17 protein-coding genes are annotated in these 17288 nt (G+C 57.5%); 2 read left to right on the top strand and 15 right to left on the bottom strand.

The features are described 5' to 3' along the window. Nucleotides 1-30 precede the first annotated feature (30 nt). From ACS5RD_RS11750 to ACS5RD_RS11710, 9 genes are all read right to left on the bottom strand, one after another. Complete coding sequence (locus ACS5RD_RS11750) at nt 31-1746, bottom strand: site-specific DNA-methyltransferase (protein WP_489927577.1); 1716 nt, start codon at nt 1744-1746, stop codon at nt 31-33. A 350-nt stretch (nt 1747-2096) separates the two neighbouring features. Further along, the gene (locus ACS5RD_RS11745) at nt 2097-2507 is read right to left on the bottom strand and encodes a hypothetical protein (RefSeq protein WP_489927576.1); all 411 of its coding nucleotides are present in this window, start codon (nt 2505-2507) and stop codon (nt 2097-2099) included. 311 nt (nt 2508-2818) lie between these two features. Continuing rightward, nucleotides 2819-3049, bottom strand: a complete 231-nt coding sequence (locus ACS5RD_RS11740) for a hypothetical protein (protein WP_489927575.1) — start codon at nt 3047-3049, stop codon at nt 2819-2821. A gap of 290 nt (nt 3050-3339) precedes the next feature. Continuing rightward, nucleotides 3340-3750: a hypothetical protein gene (locus ACS5RD_RS11735; RefSeq protein WP_489927574.1), complete on the bottom strand. Its 411-nt coding sequence runs from the start codon at nt 3748-3750 to the stop codon at nt 3340-3342. 2 nt (nt 3751-3752) lie between these two features. Further along, the gene (locus ACS5RD_RS11730) at nt 3753-4115 is read right to left on the bottom strand and encodes a winged helix domain-containing protein (protein ID WP_489927573.1); all 363 of its coding nucleotides are present in this window, start codon (nt 4113-4115) and stop codon (nt 3753-3755) included. 156 nt (nt 4116-4271) lie between these two features. After that, nucleotides 4272-4475 (bottom strand): helix-turn-helix transcriptional regulator, encoded by a 204-nt coding sequence (locus tag ACS5RD_RS11725; RefSeq protein WP_489927572.1) that lies wholly within the window; start codon nt 4473-4475, stop codon nt 4272-4274. Between the two features lie 56 nt (nt 4476-4531). Further along, nucleotides 4532-5224 (bottom strand): hypothetical protein, encoded by a 693-nt coding sequence (locus ACS5RD_RS11720; protein WP_489927571.1) that lies wholly within the window; start codon nt 5222-5224, stop codon nt 4532-4534. Continuing rightward, complete coding sequence (locus ACS5RD_RS11715; protein ID WP_489931368.1) at nt 5217-6416, bottom strand: tyrosine-type recombinase/integrase; 1200 nt, start codon at nt 6414-6416, stop codon at nt 5217-5219. Before ACS5RD_RS11715 ends, ACS5RD_RS11720 begins: the two co-directional genes overlap by 8 nt. Nucleotides 6417-7580: 1164 nt before the next feature. Further along, nucleotides 7581-7835 (bottom strand): thiol-disulfide oxidoreductase DCC family protein, encoded by a 255-nt coding sequence (locus tag ACS5RD_RS11710; protein WP_489927570.1) that lies wholly within the window; start codon nt 7833-7835, stop codon nt 7581-7583. A 445-nt stretch (nt 7836-8280) separates the two neighbouring features. Between ACS5RD_RS11710 and yghX the strand changes: the two genes are divergently transcribed. Next, entirely contained in the window at nt 8281-9168 is an 888-nt protein-coding gene (gene yghX, locus ACS5RD_RS11705) for a YghX family hydrolase (protein WP_489927569.1), read from the top strand. Nucleotides 9169-9191: 23 nt separating this feature from the next. On the opposite strand, the gene ACS5RD_RS11700 is transcribed toward yghX, so the two are convergent. Together ACS5RD_RS11700 and ACS5RD_RS11695 are read right to left on the bottom strand one after the other, a co-directional pair. Continuing rightward, complete coding sequence (locus ACS5RD_RS11700) at nt 9192-10577, bottom strand: NAD(P)/FAD-dependent oxidoreductase (RefSeq protein WP_489927568.1); 1386 nt, start codon at nt 10575-10577, stop codon at nt 9192-9194. 205 nt (nt 10578-10782) lie between these two features. Continuing rightward, nucleotides 10783-11667, bottom strand: a complete 885-nt coding sequence (locus ACS5RD_RS11695) for a LysR substrate-binding domain-containing protein (RefSeq protein WP_489927567.1) — start codon at nt 11665-11667, stop codon at nt 10783-10785. 92 nt (nt 11668-11759) lie between these two features. Here ACS5RD_RS11695 and ACS5RD_RS11690 point away from each other — a divergent pair, with 92 nt between their 5' ends. Beyond that, a complete protein-coding gene (locus ACS5RD_RS11690; protein ID WP_054007695.1) occupies nt 11760-12980 on the top strand; it encodes an acyl-CoA dehydrogenase in 1221 nt (406 codons plus the stop codon). Between the two features lie 79 nt (nt 12981-13059). Here ACS5RD_RS11690 and ACS5RD_RS11685 read toward each other — a convergent pair whose 3' ends face one another. The 4 genes from ACS5RD_RS11685 to ACS5RD_RS11670 form a co-directional block, all read right to left on the bottom strand. After that, entirely contained in the window at nt 13060-13932 is an 873-nt protein-coding gene (locus ACS5RD_RS11685; protein WP_489927566.1) for an ABC transporter permease, read from the bottom strand. Between the two features lie 11 nt (nt 13933-13943). Then, nucleotides 13944-14867 carry an ABC transporter permease gene (locus tag ACS5RD_RS11680; protein WP_489927565.1) on the bottom strand — a complete coding sequence of 308 codons (924 nt, stop codon included), beginning with the start codon at nt 14865-14867 and terminating at the stop codon, nt 13944-13946. Next, nucleotides 14868-15950 (bottom strand): ABC transporter ATP-binding protein, encoded by a 1083-nt coding sequence (locus ACS5RD_RS11675; RefSeq protein WP_489927564.1) that lies wholly within the window; start codon nt 15948-15950, stop codon nt 14868-14870. Nucleotides 15951-16063: 113 nt separating this feature from the next. Then, on the bottom strand, nt 16064-17188 hold the full coding sequence (locus tag ACS5RD_RS11670; protein WP_489927563.1) for an extracellular solute-binding protein: 1125 nt from the start codon (nt 17186-17188) through the stop codon (nt 16064-16066). Nucleotides 17189-17288 lie beyond the last annotated feature (100 nt).

Below are 17288 nucleotides of genomic sequence, written 5' to 3'. Positions count from 1 at the left end.
CGTGTAATGCAAAAATTCACCGCCGCCATCTCATACCCCCGCAATCTGATAGGGGATTTGCTTGAACACGGCACCCGCCGCTCGCAGCCGGTCGGCAGACACTGTGCAGCCCTCGGCATAGATAACCAGCACGCCTGCGAAGCCCTCTGGGGGCCGTGGCAGAGAGGCAAGCCTGTCTGGCGTCAGCACATTGCCGGACGCTTCGCGCGGCGTCTGTAGGTTAGCTTCATCATACAGCAAATACACTGCGCGGCCTTGGTGGACGCCCAACAATTCCGATTGCGCCCGGTGCGGGATGGGCACGCCGGTTTCCGAAAAGAAGATATGGGCGGCAAGGTCGGTGAATGTCACCTCGGAGGCGATGTCGCCAAACTCATCGAACAGCGGCACGCCAAGACGGCAGAAGCGAAAGCCGCCGCCCAATCCTTCCACGGGCTTCGCGGGGTCGCCACCCTTGTCGTGGCCAGTGATGACCCGCCGTAAGCGTTCGGCAGTAACATCTGCCGCTATGTCAGGGTTGATTTCCACCAGAATGAAACGACGACTTTTTCCATCCTGCTTGTTAAGGTCCAGCACGGCATGGCCCGTAGTCCCAGAACCGGCAAAGGAGTCCAGAATTAAATCGCCATCACCTGCCACAAAGCTAATCAAATCCGCTACCAATTCGACTGGCTTAGGTGGTGTGTCGAAAGACCGCTTCTTTTCAAAGAGAATAGCCTTAAGTTCATTTTGCCCCCGCCTGCCATCTAACTCAATTAGGCTCGGCAGCTTTGCCTTCCATTCCTCAATATAAAGTTTCAATTCGACAATCTTGTCTTCGGTGGCTCCAAAAATGAATCTCTTCTGCGCAAGAAGGTCTTTCGCGGTCTCCTCGGGAAAGCGATAGCCCATGAGAGGCTTCTTTGTTGGCTTACCAGTCAGTTCATGGGGGATATCATAAAAATAGCCATCTTTTCCGGGGTTGTGAACGCTCCTACTACCCGTATATATGCCGCCATGATCAATTTCGTCGTATTCTTGAAAAGGCCACAGATACGGCTTTTGTTCTCTAAACCATTGGCGATAGGCCACTTTCAGATCATTTAATTGCAATTCATCTGGGAACTGAGAAATCAGATCACGAGCGACCTCAATCATATTTTCTCGAACGGGTGAAGTGCGGCTCTTCCAGACCGGCTCAAGATCAGCCTTACGGCGTGCGTAGCAAACAATGTATTCGTGCTCTATTGAGATGTTTGTCGGATTGTTGTCCGTTACATTCTTCCAAACAATCGTTCCAACCCAGTTGGACCGACCAAAGATTTCATCCATTAGCGGAACAAGGTGCGCAGCCTCGTTGTCGTCCAATGAAACGAAAATCACGCCATCATCACGCAGAAACTCGCGCAGAAGCCGCAGTCTCGGATACATCATGCAAAGCCATTTATCGTGGCGCGACAGGTCTTCGGCCTCTTTGCCGACCACCTTACCTAGCCACTCCCGCATCTCGGGCGAGTTCACATTGTCGTTGTAAACCCAGCCTTCATTACCGGTATTGTAAGGGGGGTCGATGTAGATGCACTTCACCTTGCGCGCGTAGTAGGGCAGCAACGCCCGCAACGCCTCAAGATTATCGCCCTGCACCAGAAGGTTGCCCGCCTCGGGGTCGCCCTCAGACAGCGCCGCGTCACAGTGGATCAGCCGATAGGGCACCTCGCGATGATGGTTGACTACGGCCTGTTTGCCAATCCAATCAAGTGTCGGCATGTCCGCGCCCCCTGCATTCTGCGTTTTCCATCTTGTGCAGGATGCCGCACAAAACAGCAACTGCTCCCGGCACTATGGCGGGGCGTCGGGATGCCGGAGACGGTAGAGGAAAAGTTGCAACGCGTTGCAAAAATGATCGCGTAACGCTGGCAGCACTGCTAGTCGGCCCAAGCGTCAGGCACAGAAAAGCGTCAAGACGACATTTCATTACCTGCGGAACTTCCGCGCAACTACTTGCAATTCGCTGTGCAGTTCCCGGAAACAGGGCGCGATATGCTCATCCTCCCGCTGCAACGGGTTGCAAATCTGCCTTCACATTGGCCGAGTTGACTGCAACATCCGGTCCAAACCTAGCGGGCATCGCCGCCGTTCAGCAACGCGAACTCGACCGTTGCCCATGGAATGACCCAGCGCAGTGCAGCACATCGAGACGCGGGACGCGGCGGAACATCCAGGACAGCGGCAAAGGCGCGATCAAGATAAACCTCCGGCACCCCTGCCCCCTCGGCCAGCCAGTAGAGCATCGGCGGGCACATGATCCGATTATAGATGAACGCCGCAGTCCGGGGCCGATGGCCAGCGACCCCCTCGGCTTCGCGCCTTGCATGATCATCGAGCCATTCCAGCCAGTGCTGCTGTTGCGAGCCGTAAAGCGCGTTGCCAAGCCCGACCCCCACCCCAATCGCAAGTTCCATCCTGCGACAGCGCGGCAGGAGCGGGTCGATGTTTTCGACGTAGGCCCGAAGGTCGTGGGGAAGCATATGGGTTATCTCTCTTGGGTTTCGATAGCCAAGATTAGCACAGTAAGCATTTGAAAATAAACACTATTATAAATTACGCCCTAACCGAAACCAGAGGCTGGCGGTTGACTATCTGTCATTAGAAACCTGCCGCGAAGTGCCGCAGCCCGCACTGCACCGCCCGCTGACGCCCGGAGCGCAACGCTAAGGGAGCCTTACGATATGTTAGGATGTACGACAGCCAAAAATTGTGTCAGCGACTGAGCCAGCGGTCCAAGCCGCGAATGGGTTGGAATGACCTAAAACTGCGTAGATGGCGCGAATTGACTCAGCTAGCCAATCCGCGCCGCAACCCAGCCAAGGGCCAACACAATCGGCCAAAGCACCACAAACGTGCCCTTGGCGATCAACAGCGTGACATCACCGCGCTGGGCGGAATGTGCGAGGTACACACGCCAATCTTCGGGTTCGCCCCGCGTTGGGCCGGGCAAGACGATACGCCGCCACCAGAAGGCTCCGGTGGCGAGGTAGAGAGCGGCTATTGGGATACTCAAGTTGTGCAAGGGAATTGGCTTTCGTTTGATGAACGGGGCATTACACCGGGCTAAACGGGTTTTGCCGGAGGAGCGGGGGTTGGGGGTGAGGAGGCTTTCTTCCCGGCGAAACTTTTCCTGTTTCTTCGAACAGTGCGCCGGAGGGCTGCGAAGCAGCGGCTCCGGCTAGGAGTCTTTATGGTATTCTAAAATACTGTATTCCTATTACTGTATTCAGTGTGCCTGTCAGGCAGTTCAGAACTGCCAAAGGGGCAGTCGTAACTGCATCTCCGGCAGTTCTAGGAGTACCAAATCCGGCATTATCGTCGGAACTTAACTATGTTGTCCTCTGCGGCCAGCTTTTTCGGTGTTAAATATTCATCAGCTCGCCAAGCAACATTCACCACTATCGTCACCCGGTCTCGACGGCTCTTTCTTGTGATCAGACCCATCTCCACAAGAGATTTTAATGTCTTGTAATTGGTGCGCTCGGTCAACCCAATGCCAGCATAGTCATCGGTGCCACGAAGAATGTTGTCATGGCACGCCGTAAAATTATTTTTTCCCCAGCCAACCGAGCGGTCGACACAATATGTCATTACGGCGATTTCATACGGGGTGAGGTAACGACGCCAGACACGGCTCATAAACTGGTAGACTATTAACTTTTCCAAAACTCCAATTTCTTGATTCTTTCTCAACGCGTGATCAATTTTCTCAATCTCGTTCATCATTACACCCCGACCCTTGTAAGTTGGCGAACTTGGAAACCGAGTTCTGCAACGGGTTGCAAATTGCTCGGCTCTGACGCGCAAGGTCGCTGCGCGCGCGTCACCACCGAAATCAGTTGATAGCGGGCGTGGGTGCCCGGATGTTCGCCGTCATGAGGCTCCCGGATGGTGACGATGTTGATGCCGCGCTTGCGCAGGAGGTGAATCGAAGATGCCCAGCGGGGCGCGGGGTCATCGTAGAAACTGCACCCCGCTGCACCGGCCCGGATCAAGGCTTCAAGTGTGTCCCGTTCACGGCTGTGGCGCAGCACAACGAAAAAGACAGGACGGGTTTCATCATCAGGGTGCTGGACATGATAGCTCATACCCCCGCGAGGGTTACTTTCAATCGTCATGATTTTGATTTCCTTTGGGAATTATCAAATCCGCTTGAGGAAACGCCCAGTTTGCGCTAAAATCCGACCCTGCAAACCAGTCAGATTGAGCGACCCCGTTGCGCATCCTGTGCGGCGGGGTTTTCTTTAGGCTGCAGGGCGTTCGGCGCGCAGGCTTGCGATGTGCTGTTCCAGAACAGCCATCTCCCAAAAGGTGCGGCGACCGATGCGAATGGGTTCCGGGATCAGGCCCAGCTTTAGCCAGCGCCAAAGGGTCGAAAGACCAATACCGTAGAAATCTGCCACGTCGCGGGCAGAACCGAGTTTGCCGGGAAGGTGATTAGCGTGCATATCATGAGACCTTGATTAGTGTTTCATGATCTCTTGATGACCTACACGCCGGAAGGTTAGGACTGATCCCTTCCAGTTTTTTCCGCCGCCAAATTTGCAATAAATCTCTGCCGTATAGCGTCGGGGCTGGCCGCAACCCCCTTTCGCAGCGGATCGAAATGCTTGGGATCACGCCGCGATAGAACAATAGCTGCCGAGCGAACAGTCTGTCCGCTTTCGATCAAGCGCTTCATCGCCTCGACAAGAAAAAAAGTATCGGTTTTGACTTTCCCTCTCCGTTGTTGCCCTCCGTCTTTTCTAGCCCGTTGCATCACATGCTCCCGCGCCACTTCTGCAAGATGTCGGTCCCGAAGCCGGGATGTGGTCATGACAATCCCGATCCCGAATGCGAGGTCCAGCGCCTGCCGGACGGTCTCGGTGTGTTCCGGGGGCAGGCCAGCCGTCAAATCATGTATCCGGTCGATCTGTTTTCGGGCACGGTGAAGATATGCCGCTTGCGAAAGCGGATGATGTTCGGCTTCGTCCAGCGCGGGGGAGAGTTGCCGAAGGAACGCCTCAACATCAGATAGCCGCCGATACTCTTCGCTTCGGTGCGCTTCCAAGACCGCTGCAAATTCCTCCGGGGTTACGCATGGCCCCACTTGCGGGATGACGACCCGAATAGTTGTGCTGGATGACATGGCGTCAGAACGGGTTTCCACGGTGGTGCCCGTTGCAACCTGTTTCACCGCAAGCTCCCTGTCACTCATTGCCCACCGCCAGTTGGACAACCTGCCCCGATGACTTGCCGGTAACGAATTGCGCCCAGCGGGTCAGCAAGACCGCGCGCTGTTCCAGAAAGTCGGTGCGGTTGTATGCCTTGGCCACTTTGTTACCTACAGAATGGGACAACATGGCTTCGGCCACTTCGTAGGGCGCGTTGGTGGTCTCAGACAGCCATATCCGCAGACTTGTCCTGAACCCATGTGGGCGGGCTACCATCTCGCGGCGTTCCATCAGCCGAGCCATGGTCGCATCAGAAATCACGCCTTTCCGCACGCTTGGAAACAGGTATCCGTCGCGGGAAAATCTCCGCGCTTCTTCGATGATTGCCAAAGCCTCAGGGGACAACGGCACACGGAAATCCTGCGTCGCGTCTTTCAAACCCTTCATTTGCTCGGCGGGAACGGTCCAGACTTGTCCCACCATCTGGTCTTCGTGCAGATAGCGGACAGGGCCGGAGCGCATTCCGGTAAGGATCAAAAACCGCAAAGCAAGGTGGGCAATGCTGCCTTCATCAAGACTGGCATAAAATGTGGGAACGTCCTGCCACGACAAAGACGGGATGTGTTCGGGCTTGTGACGCGGCTTTCCCAGAAGGGCGCGGGCCTTATCCGGCGCTTGCAAATCCACGATCAGACCAAGTGCGGCTGCGTGCTTCAAGCAGATGCCAATTCGGTTTAGCGCCTTGCGTGCTGTCTCAGCCTTGCTGTGCCAAATTGGGGCCAACGCATCGCGGATGTCGATTTGATCAAGGTCCGAGACGGGCACTTTGCCCAGCTTCGGAAGCACATGCAGTTCCAACGGGCTGAACCAACGCCCTGCTACTCCATCCCCTTTCAGTTCAGCCTTACGGCTCTCGAAGGCATCATTCGCAATATCTTTGAAAATGTGCAGATTTCTGGCGGCCTCTCGTTTCAGGCGTGTTCGGTCTTTGATCGGATCAACATTATCGCGCACCTTTGAACGCGCATCCTCCGCGTTTCGGCGGGCCTCTGCTAAAGTAACAACGGGAAAAGCTCCGAGGCCCATCTCTCTGCGCCTGCCGTGAACAGTTACCCGCAAAACCCATTGCGCGCCGCCATCTTCACGCTTCACCAGCCACAGGCCGCCGCCATCTGCGTATTTTCCTTGGGCTGCCGCAGCGATGCCCTTGGCAGTCAATCTGTTCGTTGCACGCATGTATGCGACCTTTTTCAATCCACCCTTGTGTCCCCCTTCTATCTTAGGACGCATTGGCATCACATGACACGCGGAAAGACTGTCTGAGACTGTCAACAGTATGTTTCCAAAAGAGAAACGAGACATGCTGACATCAAGCGAGAGCAAGGGAAACTGCCATCCGTTGCAGTCTCCGGGCACCACTTCATCCCATTGTTATTGCTAATAAATTCGGCTTGTATTTTGAATGCCCTTTCTTACGGTTTGACGGTTTTGGGAAAAGGTTTGACAACTTTTGTTCACCATTCAGTCTCAACCTCTAGTGTTTCAATGGTCTTGCGGTTGCTATCTGCAAGGCGCGCATTCCTAGAATAATGATGCGCCATGCTTTCGGTTTTCTGCCCGAGTAGATCGGCAATCTCGCGCGGAGGAACATCGCGTCGCTTGTCGATTATGAGCCGGTAGGAGCGCGCATTACCAACTTGGCGGAGACTGCTGCCAACGAAAAACTGAGAGCGAGGGCCAGATCTCTGCTCGAGAGTTTCCGCGACAGTGACCGGTTCTAGCGTTCCGTGATACTGATCCTCGCCCCAGCATGCTGGCGTGAAGTTTTTGTATCTGCGGCAACAAAGAGGGAACGCTTTTGGGATCGTTGCCGCGCAGCATTCGGCAGGAGCGAAAGACCGCAAAGGGTTGAGAGCTCCATTGCGACTGCGAGTCTGTTTGGGCATGCTTTGGCCTGCGCGATTGGCGGCTTCGGTTTCAAACCCACATTTCACTCGTCCAAAACCAAGGGATGGATTTTCCTACAAGCATGACGCAGATCCGACGCTCCCGCCAAATAATCTGTTGCATATTGCTCGAGCGAGCTTCCATCGAACGCGGCGATTTTCCGTTTGAATATCAATGCCTTATCCTACATGCAAATGGTTGGGCGAACATGCAACGCCATCTGCATGTACTGGCACCCAAAAATCCCCAAAAGGCAGCTTAAACTGAGCAAGAATCCAACATAAAACCTTTATTTTACTAGCGTTTAAAGGGTGCCTTATATGCCGCGAGCCAATGGGGGAAACTGCCATGTACGCACCGTCACCGGCCATTTGCCGCCTTTCTGCCAACTCTGCCGCGCGCACCCCTTCCCGCCATTCATTAGCTCTTAAGCCACCGTAATTACGACGATTGTCACCTGTTCTCATCAATTTCCGGATATTTCCGCTTCTCTGCAGGTTCTAGTGCCAACACACAGTCGGGGATCAGGCACGCATCACAGCGGCCAAAGATGCGGTAGCGGTTGCGGGCGATCGGTTTGTAGATCGCGTCTTTTAGCGCTTTCGGCAGGTAACGGATGATGCGGGCGCAGCGCCACGGGCTTGGCAGTTCCGCCATTGCCGCGGCGAAGGCATCGAGGCGCTGGTTGATCTCGCCGTGGGTGGTCACGAGGTTGGTCCCCAAAATCGATCAGAGGCAGGTTCAGCGCGGTGTAAAGCGCTTGGCCGAGCGGGCTTTGCGCAGTGGCATAGTGGAATTTTTTGCACACAATCGTGGCGCAGCATGAAACGGAAGAAGGCCGGGCAGAACACGCATTCACCGTCAAACACGATCAGGGTTTTGCCTGCGACGTGGTGGTTGAGCGGGTTTGGCAGGTTGGCGGTTTGCATGGAAGAAGTCTGGCTCAGGTTTTGCGGCGGGGCGAGAGGCTGTCATGTCGCAGAGGGGCCAGCCCCTCGCCCTGCGGGCTCACCCCGGGATGTTTGAGCGCAGAGGATGAGAATTTAAGGCAAATTGGCGCGATGCCGCCAAAGCTGTGCGGATCACACAAGCGTGACTGGGCAGATGCAGGCTGTGGCCTAGATTTTTCATGTTGATAACCATGGAGCGTGCGATGACCCGAATGACCGCAAAGGATTTCAACCCGGAATTGCTGGAGCTTTATGATTTTTACGCGCATGGCCGGATTTCAAAGCGCGAGTTTCTGGATAAGGCAGCCAAGTTTACTGTCGGCGGGCTGACGGCGGCAGCACTTTTGGACATCATGTCGCCGAATTATGCTTTGGCCGAGCAGGTCAGCTTTAACGACCCAAATATTGTGGCGGATTACGTCACTTACCCCTCGCCAAATGGCAACGGCAATGTGCGCGGCTATCTGGTGAGGCCCTCGGCTGCGGTGGGGACATTGCCCAGCGTGGTGGTGGTGCATGAGAACCGTGGACTGAACCCCTACATTGAAGATGTGGCGCGGCGGCTGGCCAAGGCCGGATTTCTGGCGCTGGCCCCGGATGGGTTGACCAGCGTCGGCGGCTATCCGGGCAATGACGAGGAAGGCAAGGCGCTGCAATCGACGGTCGACCCAACCAAGTTGATGAACGATTTTTTCGCGGCGATTGAGTGGATGATGGCGCATGAAGGCTCCACCGGCCGGGTCGGGATCACTGGATTCTGCTATGGTGGCGGGGTGTCGAACGCGGCGGCGGTGGCCTATCCCGAATTGGGCGGGGCGGTGCCGTTCTATGGGATGCAGCCGAAGGCTGAGGATGTCGCGAAGATCAAGTGCCCGTTATTGCTGCATTATGCCGAGTTGGATACCCGGGTGAATGAGGGCTGGCCCACCTATGAGGCGGCGTTGAAAGCCGCTGGGACCAAGTATGAGGCGTTCATTTATCCGGGCGTCAACCACGGCTTCCACAACGATTCCACGCCGCGTTATGACAAGGCGGCGGCGGATCTGGCTTGGGATCGGACCTTAGCGTTTTTCCGTGGGAGTTTGGCGTAGATCGGGCTGGCTGGCGTTGGGGGCTAGTGCCGCCCAGTCAGCCAGTTGCCAAAGGCTGCGAATTTCGATGGCGGGATGCCGAGTTTGGCCTCGCGCTGATCGGCGATGCGCAAGAGTTTGTACATCAGATGCACGCCGAACCAGCGGAACGGCTCGGGTTCCCATTGCCGCACGCGGCGGTTGACCCAAGGGAATTTCGCGATTTTGGTGTCGCGGTTTAAGGCGAGATCGGCCAAAGTGCGGCCCGCGAGGTTGGCGGTGGACACGCCCGTGCCGACATAGCCGCCGGCCCAGCCGAGGCCGGTCTTGCGGTCCAGCCCGACGGTGGCGCACCAATCGCGCGGCACGGCGATGACACCGCACCAGGCGTGGTCGATGGGGTAGCTGGCGGCTTCGGGGAAATGCGTGTGCAGGGTTTCGGTGAGGCGGCGAATGGTTTCCGCATCCGGTTCGCCGTTTTTATCCATTTGTGACGCATACTTATACGGCACCCCACGCGCGCCGACAGTGATCCGGCCCTCGCGGGTGCGCTGGCAGTAGCAATAGGCGTTGTTCATATCGCCGATCAGCTCATGGCCGTCCCAGCCGATTTTCTCCCAGACTTCCGGCGGCAATGGCACGGTGGCGATCTGGGCGGAATTCAGCGGCAACCATTCGCGTTTATGGCCCGGCAAAGTGGCGGTGAAACCTTCGGTGCAGCGCAGGATGATTGAGGCTTTGATGGTGGCTTTCGGTGTGATGACTTCGCCCTGGTCGTAGGAGAGAACCTCGGTCGCCTCGGCAATCCGCACGCCCATCCGCTCGCACGCCTCGGCCAAACCGCGCACCAATTTGGCGGGTTGGATGCGGGCCATGCCAGAGACCACCATGGCGCCCAGAACATTCGGCGCTGTGATACGTTGTTTGACCTCGGCAGGCGAGAGTTCGCGGACGCGGTGGGCATTGCCCCAAAGCTGATGGTGGGCGATGGATTCATGCATCCGCGCCAGTTGCGCGGGGTTGGTCGCCAGCATCAATTCTTCGGAAGGGATGATATCGGCGTCGATGCCTTCTTCGGCGCAGATACGGGTGATTTCGGACACGGTGGTTTCAAGTTCGCGAACCATTTCCAGCACGGAGTCGCGGCTGGTGGCTTTAGCATAGGCTTCGTGGTTCCAGGCAAAAGTGCCCATGCACCAGCCACCATTGCGACCCGATGCACCAAAACCTGCGAATTCTTTCTCAATCACCAGCACATTCAGCACCGGATTTGCCTTTTTCAGATAATAGGCGGTCCAGAGGCCGGTAAAGCCCGCACCGATGATCGCCACGTCAGCCGTGGTGTTTTCGGCAAGCGCGGGGCGGCGGGTTTGCGGCAGACCGATGTCGGCATACCAGAAGGACACGTCGCCGATGTGGTTGGGGTGCATGCTTGGCCTCTTTGTTTGGCGTGAGAGTGCCGGGGCGTTTGATCAAAAGCAAGGGGGGCTTCCGCTCCCTCGGCCTACGGCCTATCCGGGGCGCGAAAGCGTTCGCGTCCGTTCGGCGCTGAAACCCTTCCACTGGAAGGCTTTCCGGGCGCGCCGCACCCCCTTGAGGATATTTCAGCCCAAGGATGATACAGGGAGCTAAATTCTAGGCGTTTCGTTCGGCGGCAATCCAGTTGCGGAATGATGCGAGCGGCGCACGCGGCGCGGCGTCTTTTGGCCAGACCAGATAATAGCTGCCAAGCGACGGGATGGCGGGGCCGAAAACCGGCGTCAGGCGGTTCTCGGCGAGTTCGCGCTCGATCAGGAACAGCGGCAGCAAAGCCAAGCCAAGGCCGTGGATGGCCCCTTGGGTCATGGTGGCAAATTGGTCGAACAGCATGGCGGGTGGGCGTTGGTTGGGGTGGCCGTGATGCGCAAGCCAGCGGCCCCAATCTCCGGTTCGGCTTTCGAGTTGCAGCAGGGGGTATGAGAGAATGTCATTGGCTTGGGTGAGCGGGGTTTTCAGTAAACCGGGGGAAGCAACGGCCAGCAAGTCTTCCGCCATCAAGGGCAGGTAATCGACGCCCGACCAATCTTGTCGACCGTAGTGGATGGCGGCGTCGAAATGGCTGATGGCAAAGTCAAAAGGTTGCAGGCGGGTCGAGAGGTTGACTGTCACCTCGGGGTGTTGGGCGGCGAAACGGGCAAGCCGGGGGGCCAGCCAATGCATGCCAAAGGCCGGCAAAATCGCGAGGTTGAGTGTGCCGCCATTGGGATTGGCGCGTAGAGTCAGACTGGCTTGGTTCAGCGCCTGCAGAGCACGGCGGATCTCGCGGCAGTAGTCTTGCGCAGCCGGGGTCAGGCGCAGCCGGTGCTTGTCGCGGATGATCAGCGACAGGCCCAACTGACCCTCAAGCACTTGCAACTGCCGCGAAATCGCACTTTGCGTCAGGTTGAGCTCCTCGGCTGCAGCAGAGGCGGAACCCAGACGCTCGACGGCCTCTAAGGCCAGCAACGACGGCATTGAGGGCAGATAGCGGCGCGAGAGCATATGAGGTTTCCTCATGTTTTGTTGCCAGAACCTCGTTAGGCGTTTTGGCTGGCCTGTGCAATATAATCGGCAAAACCATAGGAGATTCCGCCATGACCGATAGACCCAAGCTGAAAGCCAAAGACGCGCCCGATCTAGGGCGGTTTGATTGGCAAGACCCGTTCCGCATGGAAGATCAGCTGACCGAGGAAGAACGCATGCTGCGCGACGGCGCGCGGGCCTATGCGCAGGAAAAGCTGCAACCTCGGGTGATCGCGGCCTATCGCGAGGAATCCACCGATCCGGCGATCTTCCGCGAAATGGGCGAGATGGGGCTTTTGGGCGTCACTGTTCCCGAGCAATACGGCGGGCTGGGCGCGTCTTATGTGGCCTACGGGCTGATCGCGCGGGAAGTTGAGCGGGTGGATTCGGGCTATCGTTCGATGATGTCGGTGCAATCCAGCTTGGTGATGTATCCGATTTATGCCTACGGCACCGAAGCGCAGCGGATGAAATATCTGCCGAAGCTGTCGTCGGGGGAGTGGATTGGCTGTTTTGGCCTGACCGAACCTGATGCGGGCTCTGACCCGGCGGGGATGAAAACCGTGGCGAAGAAAACCGCCAATGGCTACGTTTTGAACGGCGCGAAGATGTGGATTTCCAATGCGCCGATTGCCGATGTGTTCGTGGTTTGGGCGAAATCCGAAGCGCATGGCGGCAAGATTAAGGGCTTTGTGCTTGATAAGGGCACGAAGGGTCTCACGGCACCGAAGATCGGCGGCAAGCTCTCCCTCCGGGCTTCGGTGACCGGCGAGATTGTTTTGAAGGATGTGGAAGTCGGCGAAGACGCTTTGCTGCCGCATGTTGAAGGGCTGAAGGGGCCGTTTGGCTGTTTGAACCGGGCGCGCTACGGGATTTCCTGGGGCGTGTTGGGGGCTGCCGAGTTCTGCATGGGGGCGGCGCGTCAGTACGGGCTGGATCGCAAGCAGTTCGGCAAGCCTTTGGCGCAGACGCAGCTTTATCAGTTGAAGCTGGCGAATATGCTGACGGAAATTTCGCTGGGGATGCAGGCGTCGTTGCGGGTCGGGCGGTTGTTGGATGAGGCCAATGCGGCGCCTGAGATGATTTCGATCATCAAGCGCAACAACTGTGGCAAGGCTTTGGATGCGGCACGTTGGGCGCGCGATATGCATGGCGGCAACGGCATTCAGGAAGATTACCAGATCATGCGGCATATGGTGAACCTTGAGACGGTCAACACCTATGAAGGCACACATGACGTGCATGCGCTGATCTTGGGGCGGGCTGTAACCGGGTTGCAGGCGTTTTTCTAAGCACGGGGAGGGTGCGGGGGGCTTTGCCCTCCCTGCGTATTTCAATGTAAAAGGCCCGGATCGCTCCGAGCCTTTTACGTTAGATAACAGCCTCTTCCAAGGCGGCGGCGCGGCGGGCCTCGGCCTCACGCGCGGCCTCGACGCTCGCGTTGCGGCGGCGTTTCAGCTCATACAGCACCGCCATCGCCAAGGTGACCACGATCAACAAGAACGCCAGCGCGTTGATGGTGGGGCTGATACCAGAGCGCACTTTGGAGAACACATAGATCGTCAGCGTATCCGCACCACCGCGGGTAAACTGGGTGACGTTGAAGTTCTCGATCGACTGGAAGAACGACACCGCCGCCCCTGCCCCGATCGCCGGATAAAGATGCGGCAACAGGATGCGGCGCATCACTTGCGCATGGTTGGCACCCAGATCAAGGGCGGCTTCCTCGAGCCCCTGATCAAAGCTTTGTAGACGCGCCAAAACCAGCAGCATCACGATGGCCGCGATGTAGCTGACCTGCCCCAACACCGACAGATGCAGGCCGGGGTTGAACAGAATGAACTCACTGCCCAAAGCGTGGCCCAGCTTGGTCCACATGATCATGGTGGAAATCCCGATCACCGCACCGGGGATCAGGATGGTCGAGATCATCGTGCCATACAAAGCCGCGCGCAGGTTGCCTGACACCGAATTGATCAGGATCGCCGCAGCCGTCCCCACAATCACCGCGATCAGCGCCACCGCGATGGCGACGAAAATGGTGTTCTGAAAGGCGTGCCACATCCGGTCATCGGCCCAAAGGGCGCTGAACCACTTCGTCGTTGCCCCCTTCCACGGCACGATAGCCGGGATTTTGTCGGTGTTGTTGAAGGCCGCCGCCGACATGATCACCAGCGGCAGCAGCATGTAGAAGATGAAGGCCCCGGCATAAACGCGGGCGAGGGTTTGGCGAATTTTGTGCATGTGATCCCCCCTTAATTCGCGATGTCGGACAGTTTGACGCGGAACACCTTCATCACCAGACTGACGAATAGGGTGCACATCAGCAAAAGCAAGAAGGCATAGGCGGCGGCGGTGTTCCAATCCAACGCATCCAGCATCCATTGCTGCACGGTCTGGGTGAACCATTGCGAGGTGGTCGAGCCCAAGATCGACGGCACCAGAAGTGAGCCTGCCGAGAGCATGAACACCATCACCGCGCCGCTTGCGATACCGGGTTTGGCGTGCGGCAGCACGATGCGCCAATGGATGCGCCACCACGGGGCGCCAAGATCCTCGGCCGCCTCGATCTGGTTGGAATCCAGCGAAGAAATCGCGTTGTAGACCGGGAAGATCATGAACAACACATAGGTGTAGACAAGGCCGATCATCACGCCGTTATAGCCGGTGATCCAGCGCACCTCGTGGTCGATCAGGTGAAGTTTCAACAAGATCCATGACAGCGGGCCTTTCAGCGCCAGAATCATCCACCACGCAAACGCCCGCAGCACTTCGGACACCCACAAGGGCACGAACAGCAGCAAGAACATGGTGGGCAGCGAGCGCGCGCTGAGGATTTTCGCCATGAAATAGGCCAAAGGATAGGCCAACATGAAGCAGATCACCGTGACCACCACCGAGTAGAACAGCGTCAGGCTGAAGGTCAGCACATGCACCGGAATGTGGAAGGTGAAGCCGAAGGGCGAGACCTCAATCGCGCCGTTGAACACTTTCATGTAGTTGGCGGCGGTGTAGAGGTCTTTCGGGCCGCCAATTTCGGTGACGGGCAGATAGGGGCGGAACGAGCTTTCCAGCAGCGTGATGTTCGGCACGATCACCAGCATCAGCAGCCAGAATGCGGTGAGCAGGCAGATCAGCAGGGTCAGACTTGCGCCGTAGCGGCGGATCATATTGCTCATTTACGCCACCACGGTTGAGTCGGGCAGGATCGAGGCATGTGCTGCGTCAAAATGCGCAAACCGCGCCGCACCGATTTCTGGCACCGTGGCCGAACCGTCATTGCGCACTTCGGCGACGATGGTCTGGCCGGTTGTGGTTTGGCCATGCACCGCGATGAACGCCCCCTCGAACGAGACTTCCGACACCGTCACCGGCACCGAGTTTTCCGCAGCTTGGGTTTCCGACAGAACGGTATGTTCGGGGCGGACATAGAGCTTGATATTGTTGCCCTTTGCGAGTTCTCCCAGACGGGCGCGGAATGGACCAAGCGCTGTGTCAAACCCGGCCATACCGCCCGAGGCATTGCTGACCGAGCCCGCAAAGATGTTGTTTTCACCGACAAAAGACGCAACGAACCCATTGACCGGGTTGTTGTAAATCTCCCGCGGGTCGGCAACTTGCTGGATTCGGCCTTGGCTCATCACGCCGACGCGGTCCGACATCGCCAGCGCTTCGCCTTGGTCGTGGGTGATGTAGATAAAGGTCACCCCGGTGCGCTTTTGAATGGCGCGCAGTTCCGCCCGCATGTGCTGGCGCAGCTTCAAATCCAAAGCCGACAGCGGCTCGTCCAGCAGCATCACCTTGGGTTCCACCGCCAAAGCCCGCGCGATGGCGACGCGCTGTTTTTGGCCGCCGGACAACTGGCTGACCATCTTATCGGCAGCGCCGGGCAGATCAACCATCTCCAGCAGCGCCTGCGCCTTGGCGCGGCGGGTGGCTTTGTCGACGCCACGGACTTCGAGACCGAACGAGATATTCTCCCAGATCGGCATCAGCGGGAACAAAGCCAAATTCTGGAAGATCAGCGCGGTCGGGCGCTGGTTCGGGCGTTGACCCTTCATATCCTTGTCACCGATGCGGATTGTGCCCTGCGTCGGTTCGATAAAGCCGGAAATCATCCGCAAAATCGTCGTCTTGCCGCAGCCAGACGGCCCTAGAAAGGAAAAGAATTCTCCGGGTTTGATCGCCACAGTGGCGTTATCAACCGCGCGGAAGCTGCCAAAGTCGCAGCAGACATTTTGAAGATCAATCCCAGCACTCATCGGATCGTCTTTCCCCCTGATATGTTTTTGTTATGAGGCCTTTTTGGCCATTGGGCAGTAGAAAAATCAACGCCGGGCCCCTGCGGACCCGGCGTCTGGTTCAGTGTGATCGCTTACGCGGCCTTGAACTTGTCAGCATATTCCGCCCGTTTGGTCAGGAATTCCGCCGATTGGTTCGGCCACCACCACAGTTTCGCCAGCGCTTCGTCGTTGAAGGTGCCTTTGTAGTAAGCGGCGACATCGGGATCCATCAGATCGGACGCGCCCTTGCCAACCGGGTTCGACGAGAAGGCAGTTGCCCACATCGACGCACCTTCCGGGGTGGAAACCCATTTGGCGAATTCATGCGCCTGATCAACGTTGACGGCGTTTTTCAGCAGCACGAAGCCTTGGTGCCACGCAAACGCGCCCTCAACCGGTGCCATATAGCCGTAGCCATCATTGCGCAGGTTGAAGCCGGTCGAATCCCAGCACAGACCGACGGTCGCTCCATTGGCGGTGAAGCCTGCGTTGGCCTCGTTCTCGCCCGACCACCACTGCACGACGTTGCCCTTGGCCTTGATCGCCTCAGCCAACGCGATGTCCCACAGTTGGGTCATCTTGGCCATGTCGGAATAGCCGTCGATCCACGGGAACGGCAGCTTGCCTTGTGCGTCGAGCCAACGGCCCATTGCCGCCAGCGAGGAATGTGGACGCAGCACAACTTGGTTGGCCGGATCGAACAAAGCGCCCAAAGTCGGCGGCTCACCCAGTTTCGCGGTTTCTTTGTTGTAGACCAGCGATTCAGTGCCCCAGTTCGACGGCACATACATCAGGTTGCCGTCGATATGCGACCGCTCGCCCGCCGAGCCATCGGCCAGGCCGGGCAGATAATTGTCCATCGCCAGCTTCGCCGGGTCCCAAGCGCCGAGCAGGCCGTTGGAGTTCCACGCGCCGACACGTTCGATGGTCGGTTCGGTCATATCCATGCCGCCAGCTTCCAGCGCGACCTTGGCTTCGCCAAACATCGTGTCTTGGTCGGGCAGTTCTTTGAAGTTGACCTTGATGCCAGTGGCGGCGGTGAACGCCGGGATCACCACAGCCGAGAGTTTGTCATAACCGGCCCAGCCGGTGAAGTTCAGCTCGCCCGACGAGGCGAGCGCCTTGGAGGAAATGATCGCGGGGGCCGCCAATGCGCCCACGCCAATGGCCGACGATTGCAGAAAGCTGCGGCGGTTCAGTGCGATATCTTTTTTCACGAAAGTCTCCCTAGTGTTGATCCGCTTTTGGCGGATGGCAGCAGATGCTTTGCGCATCTTGTTTTAGAAGCTCCTCCCGCATGACAGTTTTATGACGGTG

The sequence above is a fragment of the Cypionkella sp. PAMC25878 genome (assembly GCF_058135695.1).
The sequence above is the reverse complement of the archived record's forward strand: the minus strand, read 5'-3'. Positions and strand labels throughout refer to the sequence as shown.